Genomic DNA, 16,379 nt, shown 5'->3' with positions numbered 1-16,379 from the left:
TAGAAGGGGATATAAAAGAAAAGACTCTGGTAAATCAAGCTACGTGCTTTTATACCAGAGTCTTTAAACTCTTATTTTAAATACTAATGACTAGTATTTGCTTTTTGATTCTTTACGTTTTCCAGAGAAATCACGGAAGCCACCGCCATTGCTGCTACGCTCACCACGATCACGACGCTCACCACTGAATCCGCCTTCACGTCTTCCGCTGCGTTCGCCGCCACCATATCCACCTTCACGTCTTCCACCGCGATCTCCACCACGGTATCCACCTTCACGTCTTCCGCCACGGCTTCTTCCACCACGGTCGCTACGACCTTCTCCTCTAGCTTCACCAGATACTTCGATACGTACTTGACGACCATTGTAATCTACACCTTGGAATCCTTGGAATACTTTTTCTACTTCTGCATCTTGAACTTCGAAGAATGTGAACACACCTTTCAAATCAATTTTACCGATTGATTTTCCTGAAATATTCGCATTGTTACAGATAAAGCCTAACATGTCTCCACGAGAGAATTCATCTACTGAACCTAAGTTCATAAATAAACGCGTGTAGCCTTTTGAACCTTCACGTGAACGACCATCACGTCTATCACCGCGGTCTTCACGACCACCATCACGCGCTTCGATATTTAAATCAGGTGCATTTTTGTAATAATCCAAGAAACGGTTGAACTCAAGAGAAGCGAATCTTTTGATGATATCTTCTTTTGAAAGTGATTCCAAATTTTCCATAATTGCAGGCAAGAATGGACTGATTTGTTCATCGTTTACTTCAACATTTTCAATCTTTTTAACGATAGAGAACAATTGTTTTTCGCAAACTTCAGCACCTTGAGGTACTTGTTTTTTCTCAAAAGGCTTACCGATGATTTTTTCAAGATGACGGATTTTGCTTAGCTCTTTTACGTTTACCAAAGAAAGCGAAATACCAGTTTTACCTGCACGGGCTGTACGGCCAGAACGGTGCGTATAGTTTTCTGTTTCATCAGGTAAAGAGAAATTGATAACGTGAGTTACATCACTTACATCAATACCACGAGCGGCGACGTCTGTTGCGATCAATAATTGTAAACTACGGTCACGGTAACGTTTCATAACTTTATCACGTTGTTGTTGGGACAAGTCGCCATGCAGTGAATCAGCGTTGTAACCATCTTTAATCAACGCTTCAGCGATATCCTGTGTTTCGATTTTTGTACGACAAAATACGATACCAAAGATATCAGGGTTTGAATCCACAATACGTTTGAATGCAGCATATTTATCTTTTGCTTTGATCAAATAATAGTGGTGTTCAATGTTGGCATTACCGGTGTTTTTTGTACCTACAGTAAGCTCAACTGGATCGGTCATATAATTCTTTGCGATACGACGTACCTCAGCAGGCATTGTCGCCGAAAATAACCAAGTTTTTTTCTCGTCAGGAGTTTCTGACAAAATGTTGTTGATGTCTTCTTTGAAGCCCATATTGAGCATCTCATCCGCTTCATCCAATACAACATATTTTACATTTGAAAAATCAATCGCATTTCTGCCGATGATATCCAACATACGACCTGGGGTCGCTACTACAATTTGCACTCCACGTCTAATTTGACGTAGCTGGTCTGAGATATTTGCACCTCCATATACAGCAACAACATGTACGTTGTCAACGTATTTAGCAAATTTTTCTAAATCTTTTGAGATTTGTAAACATAATTCCCGAGTAGGGCAAAGAATTAATGCCTGTGGGTGTTTTTGAGAAAAGTCTAATTGCTCTAATAATGGAAGACCAAATGCCGCGGTCTTTCCTGTGCCAGTTTGGGCTAATCCGACAAAATCGTCGTTACCAGTCAATAAAACAGGAATGGCTTTTTCCTGAATTTCAGAAGGTTTTTCGAAACCTAATTCTGAGATGGCATTAACAACTTCCTCACGGATTCCCAGTTCTAAAAATGGGTTCATGAAATATTTTATACAATAGGCACTATTGCCTAAGGCGATGCAAAGATAAGAATAATATTGGAATAAACAAATAATTTAAACAATTGATTTTTAAGGTGATCTGATTCTTTTGTACTAAGTGATAATAAATTGGGTCGTGTTACTTAGATTTAGCGCGCTTTAACAAGTTTTATTTTGAATGTGAAACCATTTACAGCCTAGCTTATTTGAAAGGGATGCTCAACATAAAATTATAGATTTCTTTAATTCCGATAAAGCCAAAGATAGATTGTTGGAGCACTGGCGTAAACATATATTTGACTATTTCTCCGATATTGTGCAAAAATATATTCCTATTTAAATCTGCTGTTAACTAGGTATAAAATGCTGCAAAAGCAACCTGATCACCTGGATTATAACGTAAATCGACGATCAATTCCTCTATTTGTTTTGATTTAAGATTTTGTATTGCTTCTAATAGCGAATAGGCTCCATCGAAATCAAATTGGCATATAATTACTTTAAATAGGGGGATCTTTTTACGTTTACCTTATCAAAGAATAAGATTTCGATAAGAAAAGGAGTAATAAAAAAGGCATCACCGTGAAGTGATGCCTTTGGCTTGTATAAATCAAAGAATATCGATTAATAAAGCGTAAACTCTACGCGACGGTTTTGTTGACGACCATCGGCGGTTTTGTTTGATGCGATCGGTTGGTCAGGACCATAACCTGTCGCTTCAATACGCGATGCATTAGCACCTCGAGATACTAAATAGGCTTTTACCGATTCTGCGCGTTCTTTTGATAAACGCATGTTCAATTCACGGGAACCTGTATTATCGGTGTGACCAGCTAGTTTTAAGCTGAAGTTTTTCTCGATTAACAGTTCTGCTACTTTATTTAATGTCGCGTATGATGTAGGACGTATGGTTGCTTTTCCTAAATCGAACTCCAAGTTTTTGATTGCGTCAGCAACAACTTTTCGGTCAGCCTCTGTTACAACAACCTTTTCAACCACTCTTGTTTCGTTTTTAACAACAATTGGACATCCTGCACCGTCTACCTGAACACCTGAAGGTGTGCCTGGGCATTTGTCATATTTGTTAGCTACACCATCACCATCATCATCTTTCAGGTCACTGTTTAGTCCGTCCAGTTGATTTTGTAGTGCTTGGTTTTTAGCATTTAAAGCATCATTTTGTGCTTTAAGATCATCGTATTTCAATGTGTAGTCGTTTACTAAGGTCGCGACAGGATTTGAATTGTTCAAAGCAGGTTTGCTACCATTACCCAGTGCAAATTCTAAGCCACCATGGATGTAAGTAAACAAGTCATTCTTATATTGACCACCTCGAATACCGTCAAAGTTTTGGTTAACCCAATTTAACTGATAACCCAACTCAAAGTTGATTCCTTTGGCAACAGCAAATTTGAAACCCATGTCCAATGGTACATATATTTTAGAAATACCATCGGCTTCTTGAGAAGTAGAACCTGTTGTCAATGTTGTTTTGCTGTTCATAACACCAACACCAATTGACGCATAAGGTTTGATGAAACTGTTGAAGAATCTCCAGTTCGTATTAGCCGCTTGGAATTCTCCTGACAATGCAGCAGACCATGGTGTTTTAGCCTCAAAAGATTGTGATCCATCTTTAAATGCGCCACCTGTTTTACCGCCAAAGTAACTCGCTTTAATGCCGAAAGAAGGAGAGATTTGCTTTTTAATATAAGCACTATATCCCAAATTCCATGCTAAATCCTCATAGTTTGCACGGTTAAAGCCAGCAATGTTAGTTTGATTTGTCACCCCGGCACCAATACCGATAGACCATGTTCTATATTGTGTAGCTGGTCCAAATGGTGTTGTTCCTTCAATGGATGATGCTTTTGCATTTTGAGCATTTGCTGTATTCGCAAATAAGCCCGCAGATGCAAGCGCGAGTACGAATTGTAATTTTAGTTTCATATAATTTGTGTTTGTATAAACCGATGCAAAAGTAATAAGTTAAAAATTAAATTCACTATAGGTTTGTAGTTGAAATATGACATTTGGTAAATAAAAAGGTGTTTCTGTTTAAAAACACCTTTTTATTAGTGTAATTTGTTAGTTATTAATAAAGTGTAAATTCAACACGGCGATTCTGTTGACGGCCCGCTGCATTTTTATTGGATGCAATTGGTTGGTCTGGACCATATCCGGTTGCTTCGATACGCGACGCATTAGCACCCTGAGATACTAAATATGCTTTTACCGCTTCTGCACGTTCTTTAGACAAACGCATATTTAATTCGCGTGAACCTGTATTGTCGGTGTGACCTGCGAGTTTTAAACTAAAATTTTTCTCGATCAATAATGCGGCAACTCTATTCAATGTCGCATAAGAGCTGGAGCGAATAGTTGCTTTACCTAAATCAAACTCCAAGTTTTTGATCGCATCAGCAACAACTTTCTTATCTGCTTCTGTAACCACAACTTTCTCTACGACTTTGGTTTCGTTTTTAACGACAATTGGACAACCCGATCCATCCACTTGGACACCAGAAGGTGTACCTGGGCATTTATCGTATTTGTTAGCCACACCATCGCCGTCGTCATCTTTTAGATCATTGTTGAGACCATCTAACTGTCCTTGTAACGCTTGATTTTTAGCATTCAACGCATCATTTTGAGCCTTTAAGTCATCGTACTTAACCGTGTAGTCATTGACAAGCGTTGCGACAGGGTTAGAATTGTTTAAAGCAGGTTTGCTACCATTACCCAATGCAAATTCTAGGCCTGCGTGAGCATAAGTGAATAAGTCATTTTTGTATTGTTGACCCACTGGGTTATCGGTACCCATTCTGTTGTCAAAACGTTGGTTCGCCCAATTCAATTGGTAACCAAGTTCAAAGTTGATACCTTTTGCTACGGCGAATTTAAAACCAAAATCTGCCGGTACATAAATCTTAGAATACGAGTCACCATATTCTCCTCTGTTCCCGTTAGCGATTCCAGCGGTCTCGGCGTTCATTACACCAACACCAATGGATGCGTACGGTTTAATAAAGCTGTTGAAAAATCTCCAGTTGGTATTTGCTGCTAAAAACTCGCCCGACAACGCTACAGACCAAGGTGTTTTAGTTTCAAATCCTGTCTGTTTATCGCTATTAACATAGCCTGATGTTTTTCCACCAAAATAAGTAGCTTTCAATCCAAAGGATGGGGAGATCTGCTTCTTGATGTAAGCACTATAACCCAAATTCCAATCCAGTTTATCGTAACCACCATTGTTAAACTTGGCGATATTTTGCAAGCTCGTTACACCTGCTCCCACACCGATCGACCACGTTCTATATTGTGTTGCCGAGCCTAATGGTGTTGTGCCTTCAATAGATGCTTCTTTTGTGCTTTGCGCAAAGGATGCGGTGGATAAAATTCCTGCCGCAACAAGTAATCCTGATTTTTTAAGGCTAATTTTCATAATGCGTGTTTGTAAAATTATCTACTATAATACTGTTGTTAAATTAACTCACTGAACACTCTTGCAATAAATTTGCCAAAAATTATTTGGTTACTCTACTCGCCCAAAAAAGTTTGGCACCTCAATTTCAAAAGCCAGATGCTTAACAATATTTTCAGTAAAAATGTTTTGAAAAAAAGTTTTCCTGCTTTTTGTAATCAAAATAACATCGACATCTTCATCCCGGATAATGGTATGAATACCGTTTGCAATATTCTCTCGGGAACCTGCAAAATAACTTGGCGACTTGATAATATAGGAAATATCCTCGATACCGGTTTCAGCAATGATCTGTTCAATCCAATTTTCAAGTTTTTTACCTAATATGTTGATTTCTAGTTCGTTTTTATTGATATGGATAAGCTGTAAGTGGAAGTTTTTTCCGTACAATGGTATGGCTTGTTTGAGGACCTCAAGTTCACCGGGTTTGAAATTTGTCAATAACGCAATGTTATCATTTTTCAATTTTATCGCGTTTTTCGGGATGGCTAAAACAGGGATCTTCGACTCTTTAATGACATCATATGTATTGCTTCCAATCAATACAGATTCAAGTCCAGTCACGCCTTTTGTACCCATAATCACCGTTTGATAGACCTCTTTTATCTCTTGTTTATCCAGTGTTTCCGCTAAAATACCGTTAGCAAATAAGGTAGAAATTTTAAGCGAAGGATATTCCTGTAGAAGTTCAGCTACAAGTTTTTCCATCTGATGGCGGGCTTCTCCCTCGGTAGGGTCTACTAAATGCTTCGCATTTGCAAATTTGTTGATATGTGAAGTGAACGAATGAAAGAGTGTAATCTCATCGTTTGTTGTCACTGCGATTTGAGCGGCATAAAATGCGGCAACTCGTGCGTTTTCGGAATAATCTACAGGTATTAATAGTTTAGACATGGCTATAAGGTTATGCTTTAGTGAAAAATATTGGAACTAACGGATGACTAAATAGTGCTTTTGCAACTGAACGCGTGAAGACACGTTCAAAGAACGATTTTCTCGATCGTGTCACCAATAATATTTTGATCTTTTCCTCATGGATCATCTCATTAATGACTTCCGGAACGGTATCGAGGTCCTCAATATCACCCTGTATTGAATCGACTTCGATAGCAATATTGGTCACACCGATATATTTTTTGATCTTATATTTCCATACTTCAAGCTTGTCTTCGATTCTGTTTTCTGAGGAATGATCGTAGTGAACATGCATCAATTTTAATTCAAAATCCTTGCCGATAATGTTGACAAAATCCTGTACGGTTTGTACCTCTTCTTCTTTAAAATTAGACAGTAAGCCAACTTTGTCAATAGGAGTAAAGGATGCTTCAGTTGGAATGGCCAAGACAGGTATTTTGGCTTTTTTGCTAATAACATAGGTTGTGCTGCCAATTAGCTGGCTGTCGTCATTGGTGATGCCTTTAGTTCCCATGATGACAAAATCAAATCGATTAGGAGTGGCGAGCTCGGGTAGTGTTTCTGTAATCATACCGCGCTCACATTGTGTTGTTATTTCAAGCGTAGGATGTTTTAATTTTATTGATTCTGCCAGATTTTTAATAAGGATATCAGCTTTGAATGTTGGAGAATCAGCCTCATTACGGCTGTTTTCCTCCTCAAATACTGCAGAAGCTGAAGTATAATTGTGGTAAAGATGGAGTGAATACCCCTTTTCGAGGGCAAGGTCCACTGCGTAATCTACAGCATTATTAGAATGAGCCGAAAAATCTACCGGTAGTAGAATGTTTTTTTTCATTAGAAGGAATTTAATCTACAAAATCTAATCTTATTTATTTTGCCTTTAGGGAATGTGCGCGAAAGTGTACTAGATTCCCTATTTTACTATCAAATGTAATAAAACAAATGTAATTGTGGATGACCTTAAGTCAAATAGTTTTTGTTGTTTTACATGTTGAATTTGACGAGCTTTAGACAAATATGAATAACGAATAACGCTTTTAAAATGTTGTATTTAATGTCAGTTTGTGATTTTTGCCACCTATAAAATACCCGTGCTCTAACTGTCTGTATGTTATCTCCTGATTTTTTTGTTTGAAAAGTCAATATTGGAGTTTTTCTCGTTTAGAGAAAACGGTCGTTTCAAGGTCAATATATGGAATTCTACATTGCATAACCTACCAATTTTGAGTAAGTTTGCACATATTTTTAGATAATTAAATGACAAGTAGAGAAATTCGTCAAGCCTTTTTGGACTTTTTTAAAAGTAAAGGGCATCAGATAGTACCTTCAGCACCAGTAGTTGTAAAAAATGACCCTACATTAATGTTTACCAATGCGGGGATGAATCAATTCAAAGATTTGTTTCTTGGTGAAGCACCCATCAAATTTCCGCGTGTTGCCGATACACAACGCTGTTTGCGCGTTTCCGGCAAACACAATGATTTGGAAGAAGTAGGGATTGATACCTACCACCATACATTGTTTGAGATGTTAGGAAATTGGAGCTTTGGTGATTACTTTAAGAAAGAAGCTATTGCTTGGGCCTGGGAGCTGTTGACAGAAGTATATAAGTTAGACAAAGATCGTTTATATGTAACCATTTTCGAAGGGGATGCAAAAGAAGGTTTAGAACGTGATATGGAAGCTTTCGATTTCTGGAAGGAATGGATTGACGAAGATAGAATTCTCCTTGGTAACAAAAAAGATAATTTCTGGGAAATGGGAGAGACTGGGCCTTGTGGGCCTTGTTCCGAAATTCATTTCGATATGCGCAGTGCAGAAGAGCGTACACAAACTTCAGGACAGAGTTTGGTCAATGCCGACCACCCTCAGGTAATTGAGATCTGGAATCTTGTTTTTATGCAGTTTAATCGCTTGAAAGATGGTTCACTTCAGTCGCTCCCAGCTAAACATGTTGATACGGGAATGGGCTTTGAGCGTCTGGTGCGATGCATCCAGGGAAAGACATCTAATTATGATACGGATGTATTTACACCTACCATTGATTTTATTTCTGGGAAATCAGGCATAAAATACGGTATAGATGAAAAGTCTGATATTGCTATGCGTGTAGTGTCTGATCACATTCGTGCGGTTAGTTTTGCAATTGCCGATGGTCAATTGCCATCTAACAATAAAGCTGGTTATGTGATCCGTCGTATTTTACGTCGCGCGGTGCGTTATGCTTATACATTTTTAGGTTTTAAGACTCCTTTTATTAATGAACTCGTCCCTGTCTTGGCATCACAGTTTGCCGGTGTATTCGACGAACTGATTCAACAGCAGGATTTTGTACAGAAGGTAATCTTAGAGGAAGAAGTTTCTTTCCTAAGAACATTGTCTACGGGGGTCCAACGATTTGAAAATTATGTAGAGGACCACAGCGTAATTAATGGAGATTTTGCTTTCGAGCTTTATGATACTTACGGATTTCCGATCGACTTAACTGAATTATTGGCCCGGGAGAAAGGGTTAACGGTTGATATGGAAGGTTTCAACCAAGCACTTCAAATTCAAAAGGATCGTTCTCGTGCTGCCACTGCTATAGATACAGGTGATTGGGTTGTGGTAAATGATGATGAGGGATTTGAATTCGTAGGCTACGACACATTAACTGCCGTTACAGAGGTTATTAAATACCGTAAGGTTGTAGCAAAAAATAAAGAACAATTCCAATTGGTGCTTTCTGTCAGTCCTTTTTATGCTGAGGGTGGTGGCCAGGTTGGTGACTCTGGAGAATTGGTTTCCGAGGAAACGGGCGAGAAGATTTATATCACGGATACAAAAAAGGAAAATGGTCTATTTGTACATTTTACAAACAAATTGCCATTAGAATTGAAAGGAACATTTGTTGCTCAGGTCGATAAATCCAAAAGAATCGATACTGAAAACAATCACTCGGCGACCCATTTATTACATGCTGCGCTAAAACAGGTGCTAGGAAGCCATGTGAATCAAAAGGGATCATTGGTCAACGCCGATATTTTACGCTTTGACATCTCTCATTTTGCGAAAATGACTGACGAAGAGATTAAACAAGTTGAAGATATTGTCAATGCTAAAATTCGTGAAAATATTCCGTTGAAAGAGGAACGTAATGTCCCTTATCAACAGGCATTAGATTCTGGTGTAACAGCACTATTTGGTGAAAAGTATGGCGATTTTGTTCGTGTGATCACTTTTGAAGATCAATATTCTAAAGAATTGTGTGGTGGTACGCATGTCAAAGCAACTGGTCAAATCGGGTTTTTCAAAATTGTTTCTGAATCTGCTGTTGCAGCCGGTGTACGTCGTATTGAAGCAATTACCGGCACTCGTTCAGCTTCAGTTATCCGTGAGCATTTCGAATTGGTGCATCACCTGAAAGAGCTTATGAATAATCCAAAGGATTTCGTTTCTGCATTAGGTAAAATCATCGACGAAAATGGCGCTTTGAAGAAAGAAGTCGAGAAGAGCATTACAGAAAAATCCTTGGCATTGAAGTCAGATCTGGAAGCGAAGATTCAACAAGTTGGATCTATAAATTTCTTGTCCACAATTGTTGATCTGCCCAATGCCGAAGCTGTAAAAACTTTGGCGTATGCGGTAAAGGGAGCTGTTAACAACTTGTTTTTGGTCATTGGTGCTGAGTTTGAAGGTAAACCGAGTTTGACCGTCGTCATATCAGATGAATTGGCCAAAGAAAAAGGGTTGAACGCAAGTCATATTGTTCGTGATTTGGCTAAGGATATCCAAGGCGGCGGAGGTGGTCAACCATTTTTCGCAACAGCTGGAGGTAAGAACCCTGCTGGATTAAAGGTTGCAATTGAGCGAGCAATAGATTTCTTGAAATAAATTTTATACAATACCAAGCCATCGGATTTATTCGGCGCCTTCCTTGGGAGATCCGAATAAATCGGATAGTTTTCACGATTCTTAAAGCTGTGACATGTAGCGTGAATCAAACAGAGCAAAGCCATTTGCGTAATTGGGAATAGGTACTTAACAAATAAAAATAAACGGATGAAAAAGGCAGTTTTTTTAGCAGTAGGGATCGTTGGTTTGATGATGGGTTGCCAAAATAAAGAGCAATTTACCATCGCTGGAAATGTCGAAAATCCTGGCAATATCAAAGTTATTTCATTGTATGAAGGTGATACCAAGCTAGATTCAATGTTTTTTGGCGATAATAACAAATTTCAGTTCGTACGACCTGCTAGCCAATCCAGACTGTTGTCCTTGCGTGTAGGTAAAAATCGGTACGATTTGATTGCTTCTCCGGGGGAGACGATCACATTTAAGACAGATCTTCATAAAGATGTAAATGATTATCAAGTGGATGGGTCTGAATTGTCAAAGACGATACAGCCTTTTGCCAAAGAGCGAAATTATCGCGATTATTTACAGGACTCCTTACAGACGGTGTTTTCTAAGCTGACAGCCAATTCAACAGCAGCTGAGATCGAAAAGATTCGTGCTGAATATAAATCAAAGTTTGCGGAAGAATTGCGTACATATACAAAAAAAGCCGTCGATTTCGCTAATAAACACAATGATCTTGCTGGTTTTTATGCGATCTCTACCTTAGATCCCGAAGTCGCCGAAAATGAAATCATTACCTATGCAGAGAAAATAAAGAATGAATTTACGGAGAACAGATATGTGACACAGTTTAAGGAGGAGACCCAAAAGCTAAAAAAAATGGCTATTGGACAACCTGCTCCCGAACTGACTTCATTTACGCCTTCCAACAAAGAGGTAAAATTGTCGAGTTTTAAAGGAAAATATACCTTGGTTGATTTCTGGGCTTCATGGTGTATGCCTTGTCGCCAGGAGAACCCCAATCTCGTTAGGTTGTACAATACTTACCACGCTAAAGGCTTTGATATACTCTCCGTTTCATTTGATGATAATCCTGGCTCATGGATGCGTGCTATCGAAGATGACAAGTTAACCTGGACACATGTATCAGATTTGAAAGCTTGGAGCTCACCAGTTGTGATTGATTACCGTGTGAAAGCCTTGCCTACCTCTTATATTCTCGATCCGAACGGCATTATTATAGCAAAGAACCTGCGCGGCGAGGAGCTGGAGGCATTTTTGAAGAAAACAATTAAATAATCAATCTGTTATTGTTAAATATTATATTACTTAATAATTTGGTAACATTAGATTAACTGATTGTTATCATTTTGTTTATAATTTAGCAAAAAAAATAAGACAAATGAGTTCTTCGAAACAAAAGATTTTAATTGTTGATGACGAAAAAGATATCTTGGATTTAATTGCATTCAACTTAAATCGTGAAGGTTATCAGGTCTCTACAGCGCAAAATGGGGAAGAGGCAATCAACGTTGCTAAACAAGTAAATCCGGACCTCATCATTTTGGATGTGATGATGCCAAAGATGGACGGAATTGAAGCTTGTCGCATCATGCGCGCAATGCCTGAATTCAAAAGTACATTTATGGTGTTTTTGACTGCTAGAAGCGAAGAGTATTCGGAGATCGCAGGATTTCATGTCGGTGCAGACGACTATATTGCAAAGCCGATCAAACCGCGTGCGCTAATGAGTCGCATCAATGCTATCTTAAGAAGAAATGCTTCCGAAGAGTCAGATGCTGCCGTTCAGGATAAAATTGAAATTGCCGATTTGGTTATTGATCGAGATTCTTTCTTAGTCTACAAAGGGGAACAAAAGATCGTTCTTGCAAAGAAAGAGTTTGAGCTATTATATTTGTTGGCTTCAAAACCGAATAAGGTGTTTACGCGTGAACAGATCTTAAAGAGCATCTGGGAAGATTCTGTTGTTGTGACTAACCGTACAATTGACGTTCACATCCGCAAGCTGCGTGAAAAGATAGGAGACGATTATGTAACCACTGTAAAAGGAGTGGGATACAAATTTGATAAAGAATAAAAAAAAGAGGCTTTGGCCTCTTTTTTTATTGATTAACTTTCCGCAGTATAGATTCTATACGATTCGCCTTGCGCCAAATCTGGACAAATCTGGGGCAGATGTTTCCAATTTAACATAAGAGAAAGGAGCGGATTTAGTGAAGGAATTGCCATCGTTATAGGGAACTCTTTCTCGAGATGACTTGATATCACCGCAACAAATCTTTACTTTTGACCTAAAGCAAAGTAAAAATTTCAACATGTCATCTATTCTTATAAAATCTGCACAACTAGTCAATGAAGGTAAAGTTGAGGTTGCTGACGTATATATCAGCAATGGTCGAATCGAAATGATTGCTCAGGAAATTAATCATCCTGCTGATCAGGAGATAAATGCTGAGGGGCTACACTTGCTACCGGGACTTATCGATGACCAGGTTCATTTTAGAGAACCCGGGTTAACTTATAAAGCGGATATATGGCATGAGAGCCGCGCCGCAGTTGCTGGTGGGACAACCTCCTTCATGGAAATGCCTAATACTGTCCCGAATACGTTGACTCAGCAGTTGCTTCAAGATAAATATGATATTGCAGCAAAAAATGCATTGGCCAATTACTCATTCTTTATGGGGGCGGCTAATGATAATCTTGAGGAGGTGCTTAAAACTAATCCAAGAGATGTCTGTGGTATCAAAGTTTTTATGGGGTCATCTACAGGGAATATGTTGGTGGATAATGAAAAAGCGTTGGAAGGGATCTTTGCGAATGCTCCGACCTTGGTGGCTACGCATTGTGAAGACGAGGCGACGATAAAGGCAAATCTGGCCCTATTTAAGGAAAAATATGGTGAGGATGGATTGAAAATTGAGATGCATCCATTGATTCGTTCTGAGGAAGCCTGCTATTTATCCTCGTCGAAAGCTGTCGAATTGGCAAAAAAGCATAATACACGCTTGCATATCCTTCATATATCAACAGCCAAAGAAATTGCATTATTTAGTCATGATATTCCATTAAAGGATAAAAAAATAACGGCTGAAGCTTGTATCCATCACCTTTGGTTTTCTGATCAGGATTATGCTTCAAAAGGTAATTTTATCAAATGGAATCCAGCTGTAAAAACAGCCAATGATCGCGACCAAATTCTAAAAGCTTTATTAGATGGGCATATCGATGTGATAGCGACAGATCATGCTCCGCATACAATGGAGGAAAAATCGCAGCCCTATGCTTCAGCGCCAAGCGGAGGACCTCTTGTACAGCATGCATTGCAAGCCTTGTTGGATATGGTCAAAGCGGGAAAAATGACCCTGGAACAATTGGTGCAAAAATCTGCACACAATACGGCTACATTGTTCCAAATCGAAGATAGAGGTTACATTCGTGAGGGATATTGGGCCGACCTTGTGTTGGTCGATCTGAATAAACCTTATACGGTTTCGAAAGCAAATATCCTGTCAAAATGTGGCTGGTCACCATTTGAGGGACACACATTTAGTTCAACGATTGAACATACTTTCGTATCAGGTAAACTTGCTTTCTCCAATGGGCGACTTATTGAGAAAGGTGCTGGTGAACGTCTGTTGTTCAACCGATAGTATTTAACAATGGAAAAAAGAGCCTTTCTAAAATCGGTTGCTTTAAGCATGTTGTCTATTCCTGTACTGGGAATGGGATTGCCAACCGGAGACAAAAATGAATTGTACGGCCAAGCGGCTTTGCTTGCAACGAGGTTAAAATTGGGGGATACCATAGGTTTAATTACACCTGCAGGTGTATTGGATGAGGAAGAGTCCATTAGCATTGCGCGTGAAATATTCGAGACACTGGGTTTTAGAGTAAAAGAAGGTAAACATATTCGCAGTCGCTACGGTAATTTGGCCGGTACAGATCAGGAGCGTATTGCCGACATACACGATATGTTTGCAGATAAGACTGTCAAAGCGATTGTCTGTATCAGGGGTGGATCGGGTACTTCGCGCCTTTTAGATCGGCTAGATTATAAACTGATTTTCAATAATCCCAAAATTCTATTGGGTTATTCAGATATAACAGCGCTTCTTTTGGCCCTGTATACAAAAACAGGACTTGTTACATTTCATGGCGCAGTAGGTATCAGTACATGGACCCAAAAACTTGCAGAGGCTTTTAAAGCCCAGTTTGTTGCCAATCAGCCAGCGATATTTGAGAATCCCAAGTTGAAGGGGGATACCATTGTACAGACCAAAGACCGAATAGCAACGATTCATCCTGGCATAGCAGAAGGAATATTGTTGGGTGGGAATATGACCGTATTGACCGGATTATGTGGTTCACCTTATCTGCCGGACTTTAAAGATAAAATTCTTTTTATTGAAGAGGTAGACGAAGATATGGAACGGGTAGATCGGATGTTCTGTCAATTGAAAAATGCGGGTATATTAGGCGTAATTAAGGGCTTTATTTTTGGCAAGTGCACCAATTGCAAACCATCTGCTGGCTATGGATCCGTAACACTTGACCAACTGTTCAATGATTATATCAAACCTTTGAAAATTCCGGCGTATACAGGGGCTGTCGTTGGGCATATTGCCGAACAGTTTATTTTGCCCGTAGGAGCAAAAGTCCGTGTAGATGCTTCGCAAGGAACGATTGCTTTAATGGAGCCTGCATTAAAAGATTAATATGAAATTAGTAAAAGTTGATTTCATCAAAGCCTTTTCTTTATATGAAGAAAAGGCTTTGATGCATAGAAGATTTAAACATGCTGATATTTTACCGTTATTAGAAAATATCAGGAGCTATGGACGTTTCACTGTAGCGGAAATTGGGAAGTCCACTGAAGATCGTTTGATCTTTCGACTACAATACGGACAAGGGCCAATCAAGATACTTTTATGGTCACAAATGCATGGTGATGAACCTACGGCGACAATGGCCCTGTTTGATCTATTTAATTTCTTTGGCGGGAAAAATGATGGTTTTGATGCCTTTAGAGATGACATCGCATCAAAAATGACTTTATATTTTATTCCGATGCTAAATCCTGATGGAACCGAAAGGTTTCAGCGTAGGACAGCCATGGATGTGGATATGAACAGAGATGCAAGGGCAGCAGCAACAGTGGAAGGAGCCTTATTGAAGTCGCAAGCCATGTTGCTAAAACCTGATTTTGCTTTTAACCTGCATAACCAAAACAATTACTACAACATTCCCGGAACAAATACGCCAGTGACAATTTCCTTATTGGCGCCTGCTTATGACTATGCGCGGAGTATCAATAAAACTCGGGGAGATGCGATGCGGGTGATTGTCGGAATAAACAAGATCCTTCAGGAATTTGTTCCAAATGCAGTGGCAAAATATGACGATGAGCATACACCGCGCGGTTTCGGTGATAATTTTCAAAAATGGGGCGCCAGGACGATTTTAATTGAATCAGGAGCTTATGTTGGTGATATCGAAAAAATGCTGGTCCGAAAATGTAATTTCGTGGCTTTGTTTAAAGCATTTGAGGAAATTGCTGACCAATCCTTTAAACAGCATTCGATTACCGATTACGATGCAATTCCCTTCAATGATGAAAAGCTCCATGATGTGTTGCTGAGAAATTTGACCATTGAGCGGAGTGGAAAAACATTGCTTGTCGATGTTGCCATCCGGCAGAATGAAAAGACAATTGGATCAGACTATTACGTAGAGGGTATTGTTGAAGATATTGGCGATCTGCAAGATTTTTATGGTTATGTAGATATTGATGTTACAGGAATGGAGTTTGGCCCAGCCAAGATGTATATGGAGCCATTTGCTTCGTTGGCAGATTTAGATGATGCCATCGTGATGGGATTACTTGAAAAAGGCTATGCCGCTGTTATGATTGAAAATGTGATCCCGGGAGAAGTTTTGCATAACCTTCCAATTCGTGTATTAACTAAAAAAGCTATAGAATTTTCACAACAATTAGCTCTCGGAGCTCAGGCGGATTTTTTCCTTCGGAAAGAAGGTAAGATCATTTACGCCGTAGTTAATGGTTGGGTGGTCGATTTGAAAAAACCAAGGCAACAGCAGTATAAAAATCAGATAAGTCAGGAATGCTTAATATAGCTCAAAAAAGAAAAAAGGTCAC

12 protein-coding genes are annotated in these 16,379 nt (G+C 39.2%); 6 read left to right on the top strand and 6 right to left on the bottom strand.

Features of this window, described 5'->3' with window-relative positions; genetic code table 11:
• Positions 1-90: 90 nt before the first annotated feature.
• The 6 genes from B4Z47_RS12650 to B4Z47_RS12630 all read right to left on the bottom strand — a co-directional run bounded on the left by B4Z47_RS12650 (position 91) and on the right by B4Z47_RS12630 (position 7,193).
• Positions 91-1,956: a DEAD/DEAH box helicase gene (locus tag B4Z47_RS12650; RefSeq protein WP_070567253.1), complete on the bottom strand. Its 1,866-nt coding sequence runs from the start codon at positions 1,954-1,956 to the stop codon at positions 91-93.
• Positions 1,957-2,308: 352 nt separating this feature from the next.
• Entirely contained in the window at positions 2,309-2,449 is a 141-nt protein-coding gene (locus B4Z47_RS24730) for a S41 family peptidase (RefSeq protein WP_368072493.1), read from the bottom strand.
• 131 nt (positions 2,450-2,580) lie between these two features.
• A complete protein-coding gene (locus tag B4Z47_RS12645; protein ID WP_070567251.1) occupies positions 2,581-3,906 on the bottom strand; it encodes an OmpA family protein in 1,326 nt (441 codons plus the stop codon).
• Between the two features lie 145 nt (positions 3,907-4,051).
• A complete protein-coding gene (locus tag B4Z47_RS12640) occupies positions 4,052-5,401 on the bottom strand; it encodes an OmpA family protein (protein ID WP_070567249.1) in 1,350 nt (449 codons plus the stop codon).
• 90 nt (positions 5,402-5,491) lie between these two features.
• The gene (locus tag B4Z47_RS12635) at positions 5,492-6,334 is read right to left on the bottom strand and encodes a universal stress protein (RefSeq protein WP_070567247.1); all 843 of its coding nucleotides are present in this window, start codon (positions 6,332-6,334) and stop codon (positions 5,492-5,494) included.
• A 10-nt stretch (positions 6,335-6,344) separates the two neighbouring features.
• Positions 6,345-7,193: a universal stress protein gene (locus tag B4Z47_RS12630; protein ID WP_070567245.1), complete on the bottom strand. Its 849-nt coding sequence runs from the start codon at positions 7,191-7,193 to the stop codon at positions 6,345-6,347.
• Between the two features lie 422 nt (positions 7,194-7,615).
• Here B4Z47_RS12630 and alaS point away from each other — a divergent pair, with 422 nt between their 5' ends.
• The 6 genes from alaS (at position 7,616) to B4Z47_RS12600 (ending at position 16,357) form a co-directional block, all read left to right on the top strand.
• The gene (gene alaS, locus B4Z47_RS12625; RefSeq protein ID WP_112374227.1) at positions 7,616-10,231 is read left to right on the top strand and encodes an alanine--tRNA ligase; all 2,616 of its coding nucleotides are present in this window, start codon (positions 7,616-7,618) and stop codon (positions 10,229-10,231) included.
• Between the two features lie 168 nt (positions 10,232-10,399).
• Positions 10,400-11,497: a TlpA family protein disulfide reductase gene (locus B4Z47_RS12620; protein ID WP_070567241.1), complete on the top strand. Its 1,098-nt coding sequence runs from the start codon at positions 10,400-10,402 to the stop codon at positions 11,495-11,497.
• A gap of 103 nt (positions 11,498-11,600) precedes the next feature.
• Entirely contained in the window at positions 11,601-12,296 is a 696-nt protein-coding gene (locus B4Z47_RS12615; protein WP_046672195.1) for a response regulator transcription factor, read from the top strand.
• A 238-nt stretch (positions 12,297-12,534) separates the two neighbouring features.
• Positions 12,535-13,872, top strand: coding sequence for a dihydroorotase (locus B4Z47_RS12610; protein ID WP_070567239.1), 1,338 nt, complete (start codon positions 12,535-12,537; stop codon positions 13,870-13,872).
• Between the two features lie 9 nt (positions 13,873-13,881).
• Complete coding sequence (locus tag B4Z47_RS12605) at positions 13,882-14,937, top strand: S66 peptidase family protein (RefSeq protein ID WP_070567237.1); 1,056 nt, start codon at positions 13,882-13,884, stop codon at positions 14,935-14,937.
• Position 14,938: 1 nt separating this feature from the next.
• Positions 14,939-16,357 (top strand): M14 family zinc carboxypeptidase, encoded by a 1,419-nt coding sequence (locus B4Z47_RS12600; protein WP_070567235.1) that lies wholly within the window; start codon positions 14,939-14,941, stop codon positions 16,355-16,357.
• Positions 16,358-16,379: the final 22 nt, after the last annotated feature.

Source organism: Sphingobacterium sp. UBA2610, from assembly GCF_002339225.1.
Taxonomy (GTDB): Bacteria; Bacteroidota; Bacteroidia; order Sphingobacteriales; family Sphingobacteriaceae; genus Sphingobacterium; species Sphingobacterium multivorum.
This window is presented reverse-complemented; position numbering and strand designations above follow the sequence as displayed.